The sequence below is a fragment of the Haemophilus parainfluenzae genome (genome assembly GCF_036288925.1).
Classification (GTDB): domain Bacteria; phylum Pseudomonadota; class Gammaproteobacteria; order Enterobacterales; family Pasteurellaceae; genus Haemophilus_D.
The window spans coordinates 1,554,444-1,568,195 of sequence record NZ_CP127167.1 but is presented as its reverse complement, the minus strand read 5'-3'; the positions used below and the strand labels follow the sequence as shown (position 1 = coordinate 1,568,195).

At 39.5% G+C, this 13,752-nt stretch carries 11 protein-coding genes; 7 read left to right on the top strand and 4 right to left on the bottom strand.

Features of this window, described 5'->3' with window-relative positions; genetic code table 11:
* Nucleotides 1–4: 4 nt before the first annotated feature.
* Complete coding sequence (torA, locus tag QQS40_RS07975; protein ID WP_297569179.1) at nucleotides 5–2,464, top strand: trimethylamine-N-oxide reductase TorA; 2,460 nt, start codon at nucleotides 5–7, stop codon at nucleotides 2,462–2,464.
* Nucleotides 2,457–3,035 carry a molecular chaperone TorD gene (torD, locus tag QQS40_RS07970; protein ID WP_289902083.1) on the top strand — a complete coding sequence of 193 codons (579 nt, stop codon included), beginning with the start codon at nucleotides 2,457–2,459 and terminating at the stop codon, nucleotides 3,033–3,035. The genes torA and torD overlap by 8 nt, the downstream gene beginning before the upstream one ends.
* Before the next feature lie 48 nt (nucleotides 3,036–3,083).
* Here the strand turns inward: torD and QQS40_RS07965 are convergent, their stop codons facing one another.
* The 4 genes from QQS40_RS07965 to map all read right to left on the bottom strand — a co-directional run bounded on the left by QQS40_RS07965 (nucleotide 3,084) and on the right by map (nucleotide 7,778).
* Nucleotides 3,084–3,902 (bottom strand): IS3 family transposase, encoded by an 819-nt coding sequence (locus QQS40_RS07965; protein ID WP_253257864.1) that lies wholly within the window; start codon nucleotides 3,900–3,902, stop codon nucleotides 3,084–3,086.
* Nucleotides 3,890–4,243, bottom strand: coding sequence for a helix-turn-helix domain-containing protein (locus QQS40_RS07960; RefSeq protein ID WP_128787400.1), 354 nt, complete (start codon nucleotides 4,241–4,243; stop codon nucleotides 3,890–3,892). The genes QQS40_RS07965 and QQS40_RS07960 overlap by 13 nt, the downstream gene beginning before the upstream one ends.
* Nucleotides 4,244–4,327: 84 nt before the next feature.
* A complete protein-coding gene (gene glnD / locus QQS40_RS07955) occupies nucleotides 4,328–6,913 on the bottom strand; it encodes a bifunctional uridylyltransferase/uridylyl-removing protein GlnD (protein WP_329504706.1) in 2,586 nt (861 codons plus the stop codon).
* Between the two features lie 61 nt (nucleotides 6,914–6,974).
* Entirely contained in the window at nucleotides 6,975–7,778 is an 804-nt protein-coding gene (gene map, locus QQS40_RS07950; protein ID WP_128787403.1) for a type I methionyl aminopeptidase, read from the bottom strand.
* 125 nt (nucleotides 7,779–7,903) lie between these two features.
* Here map and erpA point away from each other — a divergent pair, with 125 nt between their 5' ends.
* The 5 genes from erpA to QQS40_RS07925 all read left to right on the top strand — a co-directional run bounded on the left by erpA (nucleotide 7,904) and on the right by QQS40_RS07925 (nucleotide 13,696).
* Nucleotides 7,904–8,251: an iron-sulfur cluster insertion protein ErpA gene (erpA, locus tag QQS40_RS07945; protein ID WP_049357392.1), complete on the top strand. Its 348-nt coding sequence runs from the start codon at nucleotides 7,904–7,906 to the stop codon at nucleotides 8,249–8,251.
* Nucleotide 8,252: 1 nt separating this feature from the next.
* A complete protein-coding gene (locus QQS40_RS07940; protein ID WP_172622034.1) occupies nucleotides 8,253–8,606 on the top strand; it encodes a YacL family protein in 354 nt (117 codons plus the stop codon).
* Nucleotides 8,607–8,630: 24 nt separating this feature from the next.
* On the top strand, nucleotides 8,631–11,030 hold the full coding sequence (gene mrcB / locus QQS40_RS07935; protein ID WP_329504704.1) for a penicillin-binding protein 1B: 2,400 nt from the start codon (nucleotides 8,631–8,633) through the stop codon (nucleotides 11,028–11,030).
* 211 nt (nucleotides 11,031–11,241) lie between these two features.
* A complete protein-coding gene (locus QQS40_RS07930; RefSeq protein WP_289902080.1) occupies nucleotides 11,242–13,146 on the top strand; it encodes an FTR1 family protein in 1,905 nt (634 codons plus the stop codon).
* 28 nt (nucleotides 13,147–13,174) lie between these two features.
* Nucleotides 13,175–13,696, top strand: a complete 522-nt coding sequence (locus QQS40_RS07925; RefSeq protein WP_049357398.1) for an iron transporter — start codon at nucleotides 13,175–13,177, stop codon at nucleotides 13,694–13,696.
* Nucleotides 13,697–13,752: the final 56 nt, after the last annotated feature.

Sequence of the window (13,752 nt, the reverse complement as noted above, 5' to 3'; positions counted from 1 at the left end):
CATTATGTTACAAACACGTCGTCAATTTTTAAAAAATATATCTCTTATGGGTGCTGCGTGCGCAATGCCTAGTTGGTTAGTCGCAAAAACACCAACAGATGAAGATATTACTCAATGGAAAATTACTGGCTCTCACTGGGGGGCAATTCGTGCCAAAGTAGAAAACGGTCGAGTCGTTGATGTAAAACCTTTTGAGTTAGATAAATACCCAACAGAAATGATCAATGGTATCAAAGGGCTTATTTATAGCGAATCACGTATTCGCTACCCTATGGTACGTTTAGATTGGCTCAAAAATAAAGAAAAAAGCGACCGCACTTCTCGTGGCGATAACCGCTTTGTTCGTGTCACTTGGGATGAAGCCTTAGATCTCTTCTACGAAGAACTAGAACGCATTCAGCAAAATTATGGTCCTTGGGCATTACATACAGGTAACGTAGGTTGGCGTTCAACTGGACAATTCCATAGCTGCGGTAACCATATGATTCGTGCGATTGCGATGCACGGAAACAGTGTTAGCACAGCGGGCGATTATTCAACTGGTGCCGGTCAAGTGATTTTGCCTTATGTATTAGGTTCAACTGAGGTTTATTCTCAAGGTACTTCTTGGGAAATTATCTTAAAAGAAAGTCAAAACATCATTTTCTGGGCAAGCGATCCGGTTAAAAACTTACAAGTAGGTTGGAACTGTGAAACCCATGAGGCCTATGCTTACTTGGAAATGTTAAAAGAAAAAATCGCGAATAAGCAAATTAACGTGATTAGCGTTGACCCTGTTAAAACGAAAACACAACGTTATTTAAATTGTGAACAACAGTACATTAACCCACAAACTGATGTGCCGTTTATGCTGGCTATTGCGCATGAGCTTTACACCAAAGGGCTATACGATAAAAAATTTATTGATGTTTACACCGTTGGTTTTGAAAAATTTGTGCCGTACTTACTTGGTCAAACTGAAGATCACATTGAAAAAACACCAGAGTGGGCAGCAAATATTTGTGGCGTGGGTGCTGATCGCATTCGTGAGTTTGCCCACATGCTTGCAGGCAAACGTACTCAACTTATTTTTGGTTGGGCTATTCAACGTCAACAACATGGTGAACAACCTTATTGGTTAGGTGCTGTTTTAGCCGCGATGTTAGGTCAAATTGGCTTACCTGGTGGTGGAATTAGTTATGCTCACCATTATAGCTCTATTGGTATTCCAGAATCTGGTGCGGCTATGCCTGGTGCATTCCCATTAAACTTAGATGAGGATCAAACACCAAAATATAATAATACAGACTATAAAGGCTACAGTGCAGTTTTACCTTGCGCCCGTGTCACTGATTCGCTGTTATATCCAGGTGAAACCATTAACTACAATGGTAGCAAAGTGGTTTATGCACCTTATAAAATGGCTATCTTTACTGGTTGTAATCAGTGGCATAGACAGTCTGAACGCAATAAAATGAAAAAAGCCTTTTTAGCGTTAGAAACGATTGTGTCGATCAATTACAGTTGGACTGCAACTTGTCGATTCTCCGACATTGTATTACCAGCCTGTACGCCATTTGAGCGTAACGATATTGATGCCTACGGTTCTTATAGCAACCGTGGCATTATCGCAATGCAAAAATTAGTTGACCCACTGTATCAATCCAAACCAGATTTCGAGATTTTTAAAGAACTCTGCCGCCGTTTTGGCAAAGAAAAAGAATATTGTCGCAATATGGATGAAATGGAATGGGTTGAAAAATTATATGAAGATTGCCGAAAAGAAAACAAAGGCAAATTTGATATGCCTCCATTTGCAGAATTCTGGGAAAAAGGCTATGTCATGTTCCCAGAGGGTAAACCTTGGGTAAGACATGCTGATTTCCGTGATGATCCAGAACTGCATGCATTAGGTACCCCATCAGGTTTTATTGAAATTTACAGTAATAAAATTGCGAGTTTCGGTTATTCCGACTGTAAAGGGCATCCAATGTGGTTTGAAAAAGCCGAGCGTTCTCATGGTGGCCCTAATTCAGATAAATTTGCATTCTGGCTACAATCCGTTCACCCAGATAAACGTCTTCACTCACAACTTTGTGAGTCTAAAGAGCTTAGAGAAACCTACAGCATTCAAGGACGTGAGCCACTATTCATGAATCCACAAGATGCAGAAAAATTAGGGATTCAACATGGTGATCTTCTACGCGTATTTAATGACCGTGGACAAGCTATTGTTGGTGCGCATATCTCTGATAACTTCCCAAGTGGCGTTGTACGTTTACAAGAAGGGGCATGGTACTCTCCAGAAGGTGCTGAAATCGGTGCAATTGATACCTATGGTGACCCAAATACCATGACATTAGATATCGGTAGCTCGATGCTTGCTCAAGCTGTATCTGCTAATACTTGTTTAGTCAATGTCGAAAAATACCAAGGCGTTGCACCAAAACCAAATGGCTTTAGCGGAGCAATAGAAGATGCTTAATTTAGATAATCAAGAACGAGCATTTATTTATCAATGGATGGGCTCTTTGTTAAGCAAAGAGCTTACCCAAGAGCAACTTTCTTATTATCAAAATGGGCATTTCGACAGCTTATTTGAGCTTTTAGGAGAAATGGGCTTTTCACAGCAAGTTGATGCATTGCGTAATGCACTAAAATCATTGCAATACGATCAACTTGAACTTGCTGCAGATTTTACTCATTGCTTCTTGTTAGAAGGAAGCTTAAGTGCAATTCCTTATATGTCAGCTTATTTACAAGATGAAGAACTTTCAAAAGCACTCTCACTTGTAGATGGTTATATGCAACACTACAAGCTCAAAGTGAATAAAGCGCAGAATGAACCAAGTGATCATATTGGAGTGCTATTGAGTATTTTTATAAAGCTCATTGAAGATCAAAATAACGAGAAACAAAAAGAATTTGCACAAATTGTTTTACTTAGTTGGATGGATTTATTTCAACAACAAAGTCAGAAAGTAAAATTGAAAAGCCAATTCTACCCTTCTCTTATTGAATTATTCGTATTGTTTCTTAAAAAAGATATTCAATAAATAGCAAAAGTGCGGTTAAATTTGATCTGACCCCAAAAAGTTAGACTGTTATTTAAAGGATTGTTTTCGATATTGTATCGGACTCAGTCCTTTTAATTTTAGTTGAATCCGTCGATGATTATAGTAATCCAAATAATCTCTGACAGCATCAACTATCTCTTCTTTTGTTTTAAATTCCCGACCATAAAAACATTCCGTTTTTAATCGCCCAAAGAAACTTTCCATTGCGGCATTGTCCAAGCAATTCCCTTTTCTCGACATACTTTGAATGATGCCATGTTCAGCTAAAATTCGACGATAAGCTACCATTTGATATTGCCATCCCTGGTCTGAATGTAAAATGACACCACAAGCTTTATTTAATCCTTTGACGGCTTGCATTAACATGTCCTCTACTTGCGCCCAATTTGGGGAATAGCTGAGATTATAGGAGACTATCTCATTGTTAAATAAGTCTAAAATTGGAGATAAATAGACTTTACTCCCATCTTTCGCCTTAAACTCGGTGATATCTGTCACCCATTTTTGTTTCGGGGCCGTTGCACTAAAATCGCGTTCAAGATGATTCGGTGCAATTACCCCTATCGTGCCTCGATAGGTGGTAAATTTCTTGCTTTTTCTTGACCGCACTTGAAGCCCAAGTGTCTGCATTAAACGTTGAACTTTTTTATGATTCACGCCTGGCAAGCTGGCATGAACACGTCGGTAGCCATAATCAGGATGATTGGCTTTGATGCGTTTAATGGCCTTTTTCAGCTCCTCATCCTTATCCGGTTTAATCTGAAGTTTCGCAAAAAACGTACTACGCGCTAACTGTGCAAAGCCTAAAAGCCATTTTAACGGATAGCGTGTTCTTAACCTTTGGATAATTTCCGTTGCTCGGCTTCGTCCTGAAGTCTGAGCCTTCTCAACTCCTTTAGGTAGGCTACCTCCGCTTCAAGCTGTAAAATTCTCAGGCGTAAACGGTCTTCTTCAGTTTTGGGTGGCGGTGGCATTCTGGCATATTTAGGTTTCATAGGCGGTCGTCCTGATGGTTTACGGGGAATAAGTCCCTTTATGCCACTTTTTTCAAACCGTTTCAACCATGTCCCGACTAGGGCGTTGGAAGGAATATTGTAAAAACGAGCTGCTTCTCTAATACTCATTTTTCCATTCAAAATAGGTTGAAGAATTTGTAATTTAAATTCGATTGTGTAGTGTTTACCCATAAAAAATCTGCACCTCAATTGTTGGTTTGTTGAGTCCAACTTTTGGGGTGCAGATCAAATTTAACCGCACTTTTTTATTTCATATTATAAGCATTCATAGAGAACGTTTTCTAATAATCCTCTTTCCTCTTCGGTTAATGCTGTGCCTTTCTCATTTGTTAAAATAAAAAAGTCTTCTGCCTTTTCTCCTACTGTCGTGATTTTTGCATTACAAATATTAAGTTTTAATTCGGTAAAAATTTGAGTAATTTGAGCCAATAAACCGGGTTTATCTAAAGCCACTACTTCTAATTCGGTATGCTCTTTTTTAGTTTCTTTCAAAAAACGTACATCTGTTTTTACGGTGAAGTGTTGCAACTGTCGATTATTTGCAAAAGACATTGACGGCAATTTTTCGCCTAATAAAACAGAGGTTAATACCGTCTCTAATTCTCGGCGACGTTCTGAACGAACCAACTCACCATTTAATTCTGTGATGATAAAGCTGTCGAATACGTAGCCATCATCGGATGTCAAAATTTGCGCATCATGAATACTGAATTTTTTCGCACCAATGGTTGAGGCCACTTTATTAAACAAATTAGCTTGATCGGGACAATAAACGAAAATTTCAGTCCCACCGCTAGAAAAACAATTACTGATTTTAACGAGTACTTCACCATCAAATTCAGCTAATAACTCGGTATGCCACGCAATTTGTTTTGGACTATTTCGTAAGAAATAATCAGATGGGCAATGTTGCCACAACGCTGAAATTTTCTCTTCCGATAATTCTGGTTGTTCTTCGGATAAAATTGCCAACGCCAATTGACGATTTTCAAGGATTTTTTCTTCATTATCTAATAACAAATCCATCCCTTGGCGGAATTGTTGAGCCGTATAATCATACAACGAAGCAAACAAAGAACGTTTCCAACTATTCCATAAAGTCGAATTTGTCGCACAAATATCCGCAACAGTCAGGCAAGTAAGATAATCTAAACGAACACGATTTTGCACATTTTCCGCAAAGTTCATCACGACTTCCGGATCATGAATATCTCGACGCTGTGCGGTAATTGACATGAGCAAATGCTCTTTTACCAACCAGATCATTGTTTCAATTTCTCGACGATCAAAACCATGCAAACGAGCAAAGTCAGCGATATCTTCAGCCCCTAACTCCGCATGATCCCCCCCTCGCCCTTTCGCTATATCATGGAAAAGTGCGGCAACATAGAGCAAAGTGCGGTCAGGAATTTGAGTAAATATTTGATGGCAAATAGGATGTGATTCTGCCTCATCTTCGGCTAAAAAACTTTCCAATTTCAACATCACTCGCAAGGTATGCTCATCCACCGTGTAAATATGGAAGAGATCAAATTGCATCAAGCCTTCAATCCCCTGCCATTGTGGCAAATAAGCCGTTAACACACCATATTGGTGCATTGGGAGGAATGCTCGCTGAATCGCTTTTGGTTGATTAAATAACAGAATAAACTTCTCTCTTGCTTCAGGAATATCACATAATTTCTGTGTCAAACTTTCCAACGCAATCTGTAATTGGCGTAATGTTGAAGAATGAATTTCGGCTTGTTCATGCTGCGTAAGATAGAAAAAAAGATCCAAAATACGATCCGGTGAACGTAAAAACACGTCTTCCTTACGTAAACGCAAACTTTGATTCACTATTTCAAAACCGTCATCCAAATGGTGAACTGATTCCTCTCCGTTTGAAGATAAAAAATGCGCTTTATAATGCTTAATTAGAATATCGGTCAAACGAGAAATCGTGCGTAAAGCTTGGAAAAAACGTTTCATCATTTTTTCGACACCACGATTTCCCTCGCCTTCAAAACCAAGCTTCTCGCTCACTTTAATTTGACGATCAAACAGCAGTCGGTTGTCATAACGTTTTAAAATCAAGTGTAAAGCGAACCGCACTTTGAATAAAAATTCTTGGCTTTCTAATAATTGTTGGTATTCTGATGGGTAAATAAAGCCGCTTTCCAAAATGCCATCAAGGGTCATTTCTCCGGTATGACGTAAGGCGATCCAATATAAAAGGTGAAGATCCCGCAAGCCACCAGGACTGTATTTTAAATCAGGTTCTAAATTGTAACTGGTGTTGTGATAACGCTGATAACGTTCAATTTGCTCTTGAACTTTAGCATCAAAGAATGGTTTTACCGCCCAAAAATCTGGCTTTTTCAATATTTCACCTAACGCATTGAAAAGCGATACATCTCCCGATAAATAACGGGACTCAAGCAAATTGGTTGCAATGGTAATGTCTTGTTTACCTTCCTTTTCACATTCTTCCAAAGAACGAACACTATGCCCTACGTCGAATCCACAATCCCACAAGAACTGCACAAACTGAGCAATTTTTTCTTCTGTTTCAGACTCTCTTTCTTCTTTTGAGAGAATAAGAACATCTAGGTCAGATAAAGGAAAGATTTCTTGTCTGCCATAACCTCCTACTGCAATTAAGGTGAGATGAGCTTTATCTAATTCAAATTGCTGCCAAAGCTGTTTTAACAAATCATCATAAAACTGTGTTCGGTTAGCGATCAGATTAAAAATGGAATAATCAGCAAAATGCTGACGTTCAAATTCCTTCAAATTTTCACGCTGGATTTTGACCGCACTTGGCGTGAGTGGAGAATCGAAATGATAAGGAAAAAGCATAGGTATTCCACAAACAAAACAATTATAAAAAAAGCCCACTATCGTAGGCTTTTAGCTGAATTTAAAGATTATTCATTATACGTTGAATTCGGCCTTCCGCAATTTCTTCATCGCGAATTGTCATCACTTCACAACCATTTTCGGTCACCACAATTTGGTGTTCATATTGCGCTGAATGGCTACGGTCTTTGGTTTTTACCGTCCAACCATCGCCCATTAAACGCACTTCTTTTTTACCCGCATTGATCATTGGTTCAATGGTAAATACCATACCTGGTTTTAAAATCACACCACCATCGTCAGCATAATAGTGCAACACTTGTGGTTCGCAGTGGAATTCAGTTCCCACACCGTGGCCGCAATACTCACGCACCACGCTAAAACCTTGGCTTTCCGTATATTTTTGTACCGCTTTACCAATTTCATTTAAACGAATACCAGGCTTAACCGTACGTAATCCCACATAAAGCGCTTCTTGTGCCGCTTCAACCAATTTTTGGCTACGAATATTGGTTTCTCCCACGACATACATTTTAGAGTTATCACCGAAATAACCATCTTTTATTACGGTCACATCAATATTGACAATATCGCCCTGTTTTAATTTTTTATCGTCGCTTGGAATACCATGGCAAACTACTTCATTTATAGAAATACAGGTTGCTTTCGGGAAACCATGATAATTTAAGCAAGCAGGAATCACTTTTTGTACATTCACCATGTAATCATGACAAATGCGATCTAATTCACCTGTGGTCACCCCTTCTTTGACATAAGGTTCGATCATGACCAAAACATCGGACGCTAATTTACACGCTTCACGCAACTTAACAATTTCTTCTTCCGTTCTTAATGGAATGCCCATTATTTCTCCTTATTTAATTCTGATTTATTCGCATATAATAGCACTAATTCCGTGAAAAATCTTGAATGAATTAACAGGTTATTAGATAATACAAGGATTATTTTTAGGAAAGTGGGGATAGAGATATGTCAGATTTAGATATGGCCGTGCCGCTAACTTTTACTGATGCGGCAGCCAATAAAGTAAAAAGTTTAATTAGCGAAGAAGAAAACAACGAATTAAAATTACGCGTGTACATCACCGGTGGTGGCTGTAGTGGTTTCCAATATGGTTTTACCTTTGATGATAAAGTTAATGAAGGTGACTTAACTATTGAAAAATCCGGTGTGCAATTAGTGATTGACCCAATGAGTTTACAATACTTAATTGGCGGTACTGTGGATTACACTGAAGGCTTAGAAGGTTCTCGTTTTGTGGTGAACAATCCTAATGCAACCAGCACCTGTGGTTGCGGTTCGTCATTCAGCATTTAATATGGATTTTCAATTTACCTATTATCTAGGCAATGTGCACGCCAAATGTTCAATGGAACACATTGCGCTAGCCAATTGGTTTAATTCAGAAGTGCGGTCAAATCCTCAAGCGTTTTTGACCGCACTTTCTGCCTGTGAGCAGATTAAAAATAATGATGAAGTCACGTTAATTGGTTCAGAATACACCCTTTTTATCAATACCGATGAAGTGATGATTCGCGCCAATAACCTTGCGATTGAAACAGATGAAATTTTAGAAGACGACTTCCATTATTATGATGAAGAAAGCATCGCCTTCTGCGGTACAACAGACTTCATCCACTTTCTTAATGCCTATTTTGAATTTATTGCTTAACCTCATTCTCTGAAGCTAACTATTATGTCGGAAACGGAAAACACCTCTCCTGAACAACAAGAAACACAAGCGCCAGATAAGCGACGTTCTTGTAAAATCTTTTTAGCTAAAGCAGCCTTTACTTTAGGGACGCTTGCTGTATTTTATGGTGGCTATTTAGACTGGCAAATTCGCTCAAAAATGGATGGCCAAATTTGGCGTTTACCGGCAGAAGTGTATAGTCGTTTAGAAAGCGTAAAACTTTCTGATAACCTTTCTTTTGACGAAGTGATTCAAATCTTACTCGATAACGAATACCGTCAAACCACAATGATTGCAGCACCGGGAGATTTTAAGCTCGAAGAGGATACCATCGTGTTACTTCGTCGTGCGTTCCCTTATCCTGACAAACCAGAGCCACAACGTGTATTACGTTTACGTTTTACCGATAACAAACTTTCTCGTATTGAAGACTTGGTCAACGTAAAAGCCGTTGATGAATTCCGTCTTGCGCCTAAATTAATTGCCATGTTGGAATCAGATAATGAAGATCGTTTGGCGATCCCATTACAACAATACCCTCGCTTACTCATCGATACCTTATTACTCACAGAGGATCGCCGCTTTTATGAGCATAACGGGATTAATCCAGTGGGTATTGTGCGAGCGATGATTGCCAATATTAAAGCTGGTCAAACGGTTCAAGGCGGCAGTACACTCACTCAGCAATTAGTTAAAAACCTATTTTTATCCAGAGAACGTTCCCTGACACGTAAAGCCAATGAAGCCTTAATGTCATTGGTGTTAGATTGGCGATATGATAAAAACCGTATCTTAGAAACCTATCTGAACGAGATTTACCTTGGTCAAAATGGTGATATTCAAATTCACGGTTTTGCGTTGGCGAGCCAATTCTATTTTGGTCGCTCCATCCGTGAAATTAGCCTTGACCAAATTGCCCTTTTAGTCGGCATGGTGAAAGGTCCATCCCTTTATAATCCATGGCGAAATCCACAATATGCACTCGATCGCCGAAATGTGGTGTTAAAACTGATGCTTGATCACCAAATGATTGGGGATGAGTTGTATGAGATGTTGAGTAAACGTCCATTAGGCGTGCAAGCTAAAGGTCAAATTTCTCGTAAATACCCTGCTTTCATTCAAACATTGCAAGCCGATCTTCGCCGTCAATTAGGGGAAAATAAAACCTCTGCGCTACTTGGTGCGCGTATTTTCTCCACTATGGATTTAAAACAACAGGAACAAGCTGAAAATGCTGTGGTGAATACGGTCAATCATTTACAACTACAAACCAAAAATCCACACCTTGAAGGTGCCATGATTGTGGCGGATTATCACCTGGGTGAAGTACGTGCTGTCGTAGGTGGATTACAAACAGAATATGCCGGATTTAACCGTGCGTTAATGTCAAAACGTCAAATTGGTTCTTTGGTAAAACCATCCATTTATTTGACCGCACTGATGAATCCGGAACAATTTCGTTTAAATACGCCAATTCAAAACCAGCCAATCACGATTTATGTTAAAGGTAGCCAACCTTGGCAACCTCGTAACTACGATCGCAAATACAGCGGTTCGGTGATGTTGATGGATGCCCTTGCTCGCTCGATGAATATTCCAACGGTAAATATTGGGATGAAAGTCGGTTTAAGCAAAGTGATCAATACGCAAAAAGCCATGGGCTGGGATAATGTAGCGATTCCAAAAGTACCTGCAACCTTGCTTGGTTCTTATAGTATTTCACCTTATGATGTGACCAAACTCTATCAAACCATTGCAAATCAAGGTGGCAAAATTGAGTTAAGTACCATTCAAAGCATTGCTGATCGCCAAGGGAATATTATTTACGAACACAATACGGTGCCGGATCAAGTGGTACCGAGAGAAGCGGCTTATCAAACCTTGTATGCGATGCAACAAACCGTAGAACGTGGTACCGCGCGTAGCTTACAAAATGATTACGCGGATCTTCGTCTTGCAGGTAAAACAGGCACCACCAATGATGCCCGTGATACGTGGTTTGTCGGTATTGATGGTAAAAATGTCAGCACCATTTGGCTAGGTCGTGATGATAACGGTGAAACCAAATTGACGGGAGCCTCAGGTGCATTACAAATCTATAAAGATTATTTAAACCGTGTCGTTATTGAAAAACTAAAACTCGGACAACCTTCTACGATTAAATGGGTTGGCATTAATGCTTACGGCAGTTGGAGTTGTGGTAGCAGTCGGACAATCCCTGTGTGGATAAATAAAGATCAAAACTTCTGTGCGTCTGCGCCAACGACGAGTACGGCAACTGCTACAGCGGCGCAGACTACACAATCGCCACAACCTGAACAACCAGAATCACCAAAACAAGAAAGTGTATGGGATGTGTTAGATAATAAAGCGCCTGTTGAAGAAGCCGCACCCACTCAATAAACTCGCTTATTTTTGACCGCACTTTGATATCGCCATAAAGCGCCTAACAAAGGCGCTTTATTCTTTTAAGCATACAACCGTCCTCTAAACATTTCTGACTCTTGTGAATTTTTTGATCTTCATCACAAAAATAGGAATTATTCATTGTCATTTTACTGATATCAAAGTATAATTATTAATAGGAATTAATTTCATTTGAGGTAAATAGGCGATGCTATTCCGTTCTATTCGATTTTTCTTTTTAATTTTTTCACTCGCCTTCTCTTCTTCACTCTTTGCACAAGACGACTACCAACAGTGGGTTAATGATATTACGTCACGCTTAGATAAAACCGCTCAACTTGTCCAGCAAGGTAATACTGATGATGCTCGCACTGAAGTGCAAATGGCTTATTTTGAAGTGTTTGAAAATCTAGAAGGTCCAATTCGTATCAATTTCTCGGCACAAAAAAGTTACCAAATGGAAGCGACTTTTGGTGAGATCCGTAAAATGATCGGTGAAGGCAGTTCACAACAAGAGATTCAAGCTAAAATCGATCAGCTCAAAAAAGAATTACAAGAAGTGTTGCCATCATTGATTGAAGGTCATCAGCTCAATGCCGATGGTCAACATGGTGTTTATGATAATCAAGCGATTGCCCCTTATTGGCAACAAAGTTTTAAAACCATTGATGATTTGCTCGCTCAAGGGCTCGAAGCGTATCAAAATGGTGATCTCGCTAACGCGAAAAAATTGTTCCAACAAGCGCAATACGATGGCTATAAAAATTCAGAAATGGAAATGTCCATTCGCCAAAATCGCTCTGCAGAAACTTCAGCGGCGATTAATCAACAGTTTTACAACATCATCCGTTTAAGTGAACAAACCGATCAAATCACAGAGATTGGTTATCAAAGTACGCAATTATTACAAGATATTGAAGAAAACTTGCCTAACCTGCCAACGACACGTGAAGAACAAAATGTTCAATCCAATGCAGCGCAGCAAGCAACAGATAATCAACAAGAGCAAGATTGGAATAAGATTAAACAAGAGATCAACCAACGTATTCAACAAGCTATTGCGCTCTATCAACAAGGTGAAAGCAAAAAAGCAATTCTTTCTGTACAAGACACCTATTTTGATGTGTTTGAAAGCAGTGGTATGGAGAACAAAATTGGCTCTCGTGATAGCAACTTTAAAGCGGAACTTGAAGGCTACTTTACCCGTCTAGTCAGCTTAATGAAAGCTGAACAAAGTGATAAGTTACAAGCGCAAGCTGATGGTTTAGACCTGAATCTAACTAAAGCGGTTGATATGTTACAGGGCGGAGAACAAAGTGATTGGTCTATGTTCTTATATAGCCTTTTAATCATTCTTCGTGAAGGTTTGGAAGCCTTATTAATTGTTGCGGCTATCGTGACTTACTTAATTAAAAATAACCACCAAGATAAATTGCCAGTTATCCGCCAATCTGTTTATGTGGCATTAATTGCCAGTGTGGTTACCGCATTTATCTTCCAACTTATCTTTGAAAATTCCGGTCAAAACCGCGAATTGCTCGAAGGCTTTACGATGATTTTTGCTGTAGTCATGCTCTTTATGATGAGCTACTGGTTATTGTCCAAAGTCGAAGCACAAAACTGGAAACGTTATTTAGAAGGCAAACTCTCAACTGCCCTCACTACTGGCTCACTCATCGGCTTATGGCTTACCAGTTTCTTAGCCGTATATCGTGAAGGGGCAGAAACCGTATTGTTCTACTATGCCCTCGTGGGTGATGCGAAAAGTGCGGTCAGTTTTATCTATCTTTTCGCAGGTATCATTGTCGGTGTAATTATTCTCACCATTTGCTACTTCGTGATGCGTTATACCGTGGTGAAATTACCGCTTAAACCATTCTTTATGTTCACGGGTTCTTTCATGTATTTAATGGCCTTTGTATTCGCCGGTAAATCTGTTTTAGAACTCATTGAAGGCAAACTTTTCGAGCCAACGCTGATTAGCGGTGTGCCTGAAATTTCGTGGTTAGGTATTTATCCTTATATGGAAACCCTAATCCCACAAGCAATCTTACTCATCGCAGCCGTATTTGCTCTGTTTATTATGAAATATCAAAGCAAAAAAGCCGCGTAATACCCAACAATCCTTTAGGAGAAAAACAATGAAAAAAGCACTTTTAGCAACAGCATTATTTGCGGGTATTTTTACCGCGTCTACTGCAAACGCATTCCAAGAGTACCCAATCGGTGAAGCGGTAACCATGAATGAAATGGAAATTGCGGCGGTTTATCTCAAACCAATCGATATGGAACCTCGTGGTATGGGTTTACCTGCGGCAAAATCAGATATTCACTTAGAAGCGGATATCCACGCAGTAAAAGGTAACAAAAATGGCTTTGGTGATGGTGAATGGATGCCTTACTTAACCATCAACTATACTTTGGTAAATGCTGATACGGGTGAAAAACAAGAAGGTACTTTCATGCCAATGGTAGCGGGTGATGGTCCTCACTACGGTGCAAACGTGAAAATGATGGGCGTAGGTAACTATAAATTAACTTACCACATCGATCCTCCATCAAAAGCGGGTATGCACCGTCATACCGACTCTGAAACGGGTGTAGGTCGTTGGTGGAAACCATTTGATGTAAGCTATGAATTCAAATTCACTGGCATCAAATAATCTCAGGTAAACATTGATTTTACCGACTTGCCTTCCCTTGTATGTCAGGGGAAGGC

What these genes read in the sequence shown, in the direction of transcription:
- torA (WP_297569179.1), top strand. Translation starts at nt 5, where the DNA reads ATGTTACAAACACGTCGTCAATTTTTAAAAAATATATCTCTTATGGGT.
- torD (WP_289902083.1), top strand. Translation starts at nt 2,457, where the DNA reads ATGCTTAATTTAGATAATCAAGAACGAGCATTTATTTATCAATGGATG.
- QQS40_RS07960 (WP_128787400.1), bottom strand. Translation starts at nt 4,243, where the DNA reads ATGGGTAAACACTACACAATCGAATTTAAATTACAAATTCTTCAACCT.
- glnD (WP_329504706.1), bottom strand. Translation starts at nt 6,913, where the DNA reads ATGCTTTTTCCTTATCATTTCGATTCTCCACTCACGCCAAGTGCGGTC.
- map (WP_128787403.1), bottom strand. Translation starts at nt 7,778, where the DNA reads ATGGGCATTCCATTAAGAACGGAAGAAGAAATTGTTAAGTTGCGTGAA.
- erpA (WP_049357392.1), top strand. Translation starts at nt 7,904, where the DNA reads ATGTCAGATTTAGATATGGCCGTGCCGCTAACTTTTACTGATGCGGCA.
- QQS40_RS07940 (WP_172622034.1), top strand. Translation starts at nt 8,253, where the DNA reads ATGGATTTTCAATTTACCTATTATCTAGGCAATGTGCACGCCAAATGT.
- mrcB (WP_329504704.1), top strand. Translation starts at nt 8,631, where the DNA reads ATGTCGGAAACGGAAAACACCTCTCCTGAACAACAAGAAACACAAGCG.
- QQS40_RS07930 (WP_289902080.1), top strand. Translation starts at nt 11,242, where the DNA reads ATGCTATTCCGTTCTATTCGATTTTTCTTTTTAATTTTTTCACTCGCC.
- QQS40_RS07925 (WP_049357398.1), top strand. Translation starts at nt 13,175, where the DNA reads ATGAAAAAAGCACTTTTAGCAACAGCATTATTTGCGGGTATTTTTACC.